Origin of the sequence: Pseudomonas sp. ICBG1301, from assembly GCF_016918385.1 — a bacterium.
Lineage (GTDB): Bacteria > Pseudomonadota > Gammaproteobacteria > Pseudomonadales > Pseudomonadaceae > Aquipseudomonas > Aquipseudomonas palleroniana.
The window spans coordinates 1-5576 of record NZ_JAEKGB010000020.1 but is presented as its reverse complement, the minus strand read 5'-3'; the positions used below and the strand labels follow the sequence as shown (position 1 = coordinate 5576).

The window sequence follows — 5576 nt, the reverse complement described above, 5'->3', positions numbered from 1 at the left end:
TCGGTACCTGACGCCGGATCCGGTGAAGCTGGCGGGTGGGATCAATGCGTACCAGTATGTGCCGAATCCTACGGGGTGGGTGGATCCGCTCGGGTTGAGCACGTGTCCTGGTGGGGATGGGTGCAAACCATCACATCGCATCGAAGAGCCGGAAAAAAAGGTTAACGTAAATGAAGGAGATGTCGTTCCGCCCAAGGGATTTGACAGCACGCTTTCGAGAAACAGAGCATTTAGAAGAGCCAAAGAAATTGGTGGTATCCCACAGACTACACAGCCAAAAGAAATCTATCGGGAGCGAATTCGTGACCAAGATCGACATATCATGGGTCGGGTATACGTTTTTAGCTTGAGAAAAGATCACATCACCAAAATCTATGAACATTCGCTAGGTCATTCGGAGGGAAACCACGGCCCACATTTCAACACTAAAAACACAATAAAAGACATCAAGGTTCCTTTGAAAATTGGTGATGACTCCCACACGTATTTCAAGAGATAGACATGAAAACAGCCTACATAAATGAGCTAGGGATCAAACCGTGGGAAGGCACACACCCAATAAATGACCTTGCATTTACAACGGTAACCTTAATTAGCCCTGACTTTTCAAACACTTGGAAAGTTTGGTGCACCATCACAGAAACCCTATCAAATCATTGGCTAACAAAGCGCGAGTGGCGATCGATAGGCGGAGCAGAATTCAACTCAAAAACCGAAGAATACCTACTGAAAAAAAACTTATCACTAGAGCTAAATAACGATGCTCTACTCAAAAAAAACAACACCAGCAATGTATATTCAATTGTCAAAAATCTTCCGAGTGACCCACAAAAAATAGATAACCGAGCTCTAGAAGGATCACAAGATGTTTTTATAGCACTTCAAAAGACCCGCACTGAAACAAGTGACTTCTGGACGAGCATGACGGTATTTGAAAGCAGTATTACATCTATAAAAATCAAAATATTCCTAAGCGAGAATAAAGCTACAATTCTATCTAGATTTTACGATAACGAAACACACGTCGCAGCCCAGTTTTATTTATCGTCCGAGCATACAAACGAAATCGCGTCAGCACTAGAAAAAGCAAAAATTAAAAAAATAATTCCTGAGGAGGTTTTTTATCATATCAATGGTCAAACGAGAATTCAAAATAAATAAAAACAATATTAAATAATATCTGCCTCATTTTTCACTCAACTGACGCCATCAAAGAACAGAAATTTATCTTATCAACAAAAAGACACAAGAAGGCCTGACAGCTAAAGAATTCATACCGGATATCCAAACCCATGAATAAAGACTACCCAAAACTACAGCAATTCTTATCTGGCTACTTTAATCAAGATTGGGTTGATGAATACTCAAATGCAGACGAAGTAATCGCGAATTACCTATCGGAAGCACCTGCAGAAACAATAGAGCTGACAAAACTAGAACTTGCCAAATTAATATTCGCCAATTTACCCGAGCCACAACTCCAAAACCTTCTATTCTTGGAAATTGGGTGCGGCTACTATTACCCTCACAAATGGCCCTCAGGGACATTATGGCTAAATCATATATTCAGAAAACTCGATAAACACTCACCTAAAATCACTAAATAGACACTATTATTTTTAAATCGAAAAAGGGCTCATAACAAAATGAACGAGGTTATTTATCAAATCGACTATCTTGAAGATGAAATCGATAACGCTTTTAAAACCTTGAAAATAGACTCAAAGAAGCTTGAGGAGGCGGAACTCACTGACTTGATAAAATCACTGACAAAAAAATTCTTCAAATCACAAAGCAACGTACTTGACGCAATAATCCTGAATGAAAAAAAACAGAGCACAACCCTAACTTCTGGAGGGAGATAGAAAATCGCATTCACAAAAAAAATCTGATTTTGCTGGTTTTCGACTCATCATACCGAGCTTGGAAAGTCAGCAGTGCACAAGATATCGCCTCTATTTTGGGTGAAACAACTGGATATCCATTTTGGATAACCGATAACCAGCTTACATTTCTAGTACATATGGACGACCATGACTGCGTAATTTGGGCCTAAACCATGGACATCAAATCCACGCACTCAGAATTTTTTCCGAACTACCTCAACACACCTACATTGTGACGGAGGCAATTGATTGGATTGCGTGTATCTCCTTCGAGGGGCACTTGGACTTCGCAACTCTTCGCACTGAGTGAGCATCGTAAGAAGCGAAACCTGTCGCCCCCATCACCCCCACGCCACCACCAACAACCCCACCCCCAGCACCAGACACAACGGCGAATAAACATACGTATCCAACCGTGCAAACCTCGACCCGCCCACTTTCTTGAAAAAACCCACCAGTTCCGAGTCCCCAATCGCCCTGGCAAACATGACCACGGCGATCGCGCTGATGCCCCACTGCAACGCCCCATGGGACACCGGCGAAAAGTACAGCCCGGCCCGCAAGCACACGAGCAGCGCAATCGCCACCAGCCCCATCGCGACCAGGAACGTGGCCAGCGCCGAGGGTTTGAACGCCGGCCTCGGCCCGCTGGCGAATTCGCCCGGCAGTTGAGGAATGGCAGCGAGCATGCCGAGTTTGCCACCGGCGGCCCAGTACAAATGCACCATGCTGATGCAGGTAAATACGCCAACGATCCATCGCGCGATGAAAAAGCTCATGGCCGGCTCTCTCCAAAAATGTGCGATTCAGGATAGTCGCCCTGGGATTTTTTGTAGGCATTTCGTCGGCGGCTGATGGTAAAGTGCCGCCCCATGAAACTCGCCCGTACCGACCGCTCGCTCATTGCCTGGATGCTCTACTGCTGCGTCCTGTTCAATGTGTTCGCCTGCAGTATTGGCCATGGGCAGATGCTGGGGATGCAGCTCAACGGCATCGGCGGTCAGTTCTGTACGGTAGACCCGCGCACTCAGGCCCCCACCCCAACCCGGTCCACTGACGAGAACCTGCCGACGCTGTCCAAGGCGTTCGGTTGCCCGCTGTGTTCCACCGGCGGCATGGGCCCTGCGCTCAACACCCATTTGAATGTGGCCGTGTTGCCACAACCGCATGCGCCGCCTGCGGCTGTGGTGTTTGCTGCTGACGTTCCTGCCCGCTTCACCTGGCCCACGGCTCACCCACGCGCGCCTCCCGCTGTCGCCTGATCCTTCGCTTTCCGATCTGCACCGCTCACCGTTCCCCTCGGGTTTACGGGCGGCTGTGCGTTGTTTTCAAGCTGAGTTTTTCAGGATTCAACCATGAAACATTTACCCCTGTTGGCGGGCCTGTTCGGCTGCCTGCCTGTCTGTGGCTGGGCACTTGAACTGGCCCCCACCACCATTGATGGTGAACAAAGCACCGAGCCTGGCCTGGCGCTGGATCAGTCCAGCGGCATGGCGTCGCGTCTTGGCCTGAGTGTGCGGGAAACCCCGGCGTCGGTGGCCATCGCCAATCGCAATGATATCGAGCGCCATGGCGCCAAGACCTTCCGCGATGCGGCTAATACCCTGCCCGGCGTCAACGCCAGCGCACCGCCGGGGTTTGGTGGGTTTGTGTCCTATCGGGGCTTTACCAGCAGCCAGATCACCCAGATGTTCAACGGTATCAACGTCGCCACCGGCCTGGCGCGACCAGTGGATGCCTGGATCTATGACCGGGTCGAGCTCGTCGGCGGCCCCTCTTCCTTGATCAACGGTGCCGGCTCCGTGGGCGGCTCGTTGAACTATGTGACCAAACTGGCAACCCGCGAAGAACAGGCGGCTGAAGGCCAGCTCACCTACGGCAGTTACGACACCGCCGGTATGGCCTTGGGCCTCAACCACGCCCTGACCGAACCCGGCGCCGAGGTGCAGCATTACGCACGCCTGGACGTCAGCCGTAATACCAACCACAGCTACATCGACCGCGACCAGCGCGACGCCTGGAGCCTGGCGTTTTCCGTGCTCAGCGACTTGACGCCCAACCTGTCGCACACCCTGGCGCTGGAATACCAGGATGAGCATGAGGACAGCCCCTACTGGGGCACGCCGGTGCTCAACCCCAAGGCCGGCGAATTGAAGATCGACCGGCACAACCGCTTCAACAATTACAACGTCGCCGATGGCCGATACGAACAGCGCACGATCTGGGCGCGCTCGATCATCGACTACCGGATCAACGACAACACCACGCTGAAGAACACCCTCTATCATCTGGACAGCCAGCGCGACTATCGAAACCTGGAAACTTACCAATACAACGCCGACAACAGCGCCGTGAATCGCTCGACCGCGTATCAGGTGCGCCACCAGGGTGAGCAGAACGGCAACCAGTTCGAACTGCGTCATGACAATACGTTGTGGGGGCTTTCGACCACCTGGTCGGGCGGTTTTGAATACAAGGTCAACAGCACCACCAACCACCCGCTGAACGTACCAGGTAAAAGCACGGTCGACCCGAACCACTACGACCCTGGGCACTTTTACGACATCCCGGGCACCCGGCCAGGGTTCGTACCGGACAAGACCAATGCAGTGACGACCCAGGCACTGTTCGCGGAAAACCGCCTGGGCCTCACCGATAAACTCTCGTTGCTGACGGGCCTGCGCTACGACGCCATCGACCTCGACGTGACCAACCACCGCGAGATAACGGCCACCAACCCGCGTCACTTCAAGCGCCGCTGGGAACCAGTGACCGGCCGCGTCGGCCTGACTTACCAGTTCATCCCGTCGGCCAATGTGTACGTGCAATACAGCACGGCGGCCGAGCAACCATCGACCACCACCCAAGTCTTCGATGTGTCCACCGGCCGGCAGTGGGAGGTCGGCAGCAAGTTCGACTACCTGGACGGTCGCGGCTCGGCCACCGTTGCCGCCTACAGGATCGAGCGCAAGGATTTCGCCGTCACCGACCCGCTGGATCCGAACAACAGCATTCCGGTGGGAGCGCAATCGTCCAAAGGCATCGAACTGGCCAGCTCACTGCGCATCACGCCCCGACTGTTGGCGGAAGGCAACTTTGCCTGGGTGGATGCCGAGTACGATGACTTCAATGAGAAACTTGCCAGCGGTGCGGTGGTATCGCGCAAGGGCAACACGCCGACCAACGTGCCCAAGCGCGTCGGTAACCTGTGGCTGACTTATGATTTTGCCGAGGCTTGGCAAGGCGGTGTGGATGCGCGGTACGTCGCCGAGGTGTATGCGGATAACGCCAATACCCTCACGGTGCCGGCCTATACGTTGTTCGGCACATTCCTGCGCTACAAAGTGGACGCCCATACCTCGGTGACCGGCCGGGTGCGCAACCTGACCAATGAGGTATATGCCGAGTTTGCCCATGTATCGCCGGCGTATTACCTGGGGGCGCCACGCACGTTCGAATTGGCAGTGCAAACCCGGTTCTGAACCTGCAATGTAATCAACATGTGGGAGGGGGCTTGCCCTAATGCCAGCCAGTTAAAGGGTGGGATGTAGAACACATCATCTGTAGTGAGCGGGCTCGCCCCGGTACAAACCGGGGACATCGTTTACATTTCTAACCGGGGACATGGTTTACAGGCTAATACGCATGATCAGGAGGTAACTGATCATGCCCTGGAACCAAGAGTCCCCT

The 5576-nt window shown here is 52.7% G+C and carries 6 protein-coding genes; 5 read left to right on the top strand and 1 reads right to left on the bottom strand.

The genetic code is table 11. The annotated features are described in order from the left end of the window. The 3 genes from JBE38_RS27480 to JBE38_RS27470 form a co-directional block, all read left to right on the top strand. Positions 1-499, top strand: a 499-nt coding sequence (locus JBE38_RS27480) for an RHS repeat-associated core domain-containing protein (RefSeq protein WP_151152638.1), incomplete at its 5' end; no start/stop codon positions are given. Between the two features lie 2 nt (positions 500-501). Beyond that, positions 502-1161, top strand: coding sequence for a hypothetical protein (locus JBE38_RS27475; RefSeq protein WP_143038217.1), 660 nt, complete (start codon positions 502-504; stop codon positions 1159-1161). 131 nt (positions 1162-1292) lie between these two features. Next, a complete protein-coding gene (locus JBE38_RS27470) occupies positions 1293-1607 on the top strand; it encodes a contact-dependent growth inhibition system immunity protein (RefSeq protein ID WP_205345596.1) in 315 nt (104 codons plus the stop codon). A 620-nt stretch (positions 1608-2227) separates the two neighbouring features. On the opposite strand, the gene JBE38_RS27465 is transcribed toward JBE38_RS27470, so the two are convergent. Then, positions 2228-2665 (bottom strand): DUF3995 domain-containing protein, encoded by a 438-nt coding sequence (locus JBE38_RS27465; protein WP_060757160.1) that lies wholly within the window; start codon positions 2663-2665, stop codon positions 2228-2230. Between the two features lie 93 nt (positions 2666-2758). Here JBE38_RS27465 and JBE38_RS27460 point away from each other — a divergent pair, with 93 nt between their 5' ends. Both JBE38_RS27460 and JBE38_RS27455 read left to right on the top strand, forming a co-directional pair. Continuing rightward, positions 2759-3148, top strand: coding sequence for a DUF2946 domain-containing protein (locus JBE38_RS27460; RefSeq protein ID WP_060757161.1), 390 nt, complete (start codon positions 2759-2761; stop codon positions 3146-3148). A 93-nt stretch (positions 3149-3241) separates the two neighbouring features. After that, positions 3242-5368, top strand: coding sequence for a TonB-dependent receptor (locus JBE38_RS27455; protein WP_205345595.1), 2127 nt, complete (start codon positions 3242-3244; stop codon positions 5366-5368). Positions 5369-5576 lie beyond the last annotated feature (208 nt).

What these genes read in the sequence shown, in the direction of transcription:
- JBE38_RS27475 (WP_143038217.1), top strand. Translation starts at nt 502, where the DNA reads ATGAAAACAGCCTACATAAATGAGCTAGGGATCAAACCGTGGGAAGGC.
- JBE38_RS27470 (WP_205345596.1), top strand. Translation starts at nt 1,293, where the DNA reads ATGAATAAAGACTACCCAAAACTACAGCAATTCTTATCTGGCTACTTT.
- JBE38_RS27465 (WP_060757160.1), bottom strand. Translation starts at nt 2,665, where the DNA reads ATGAGCTTTTTCATCGCGCGATGGATCGTTGGCGTATTTACCTGCATC.
- JBE38_RS27460 (WP_060757161.1), top strand. Translation starts at nt 2,759, where the DNA reads ATGAAACTCGCCCGTACCGACCGCTCGCTCATTGCCTGGATGCTCTAC.
- JBE38_RS27455 (WP_205345595.1), top strand. Translation starts at nt 3,242, where the DNA reads ATGAAACATTTACCCCTGTTGGCGGGCCTGTTCGGCTGCCTGCCTGTC.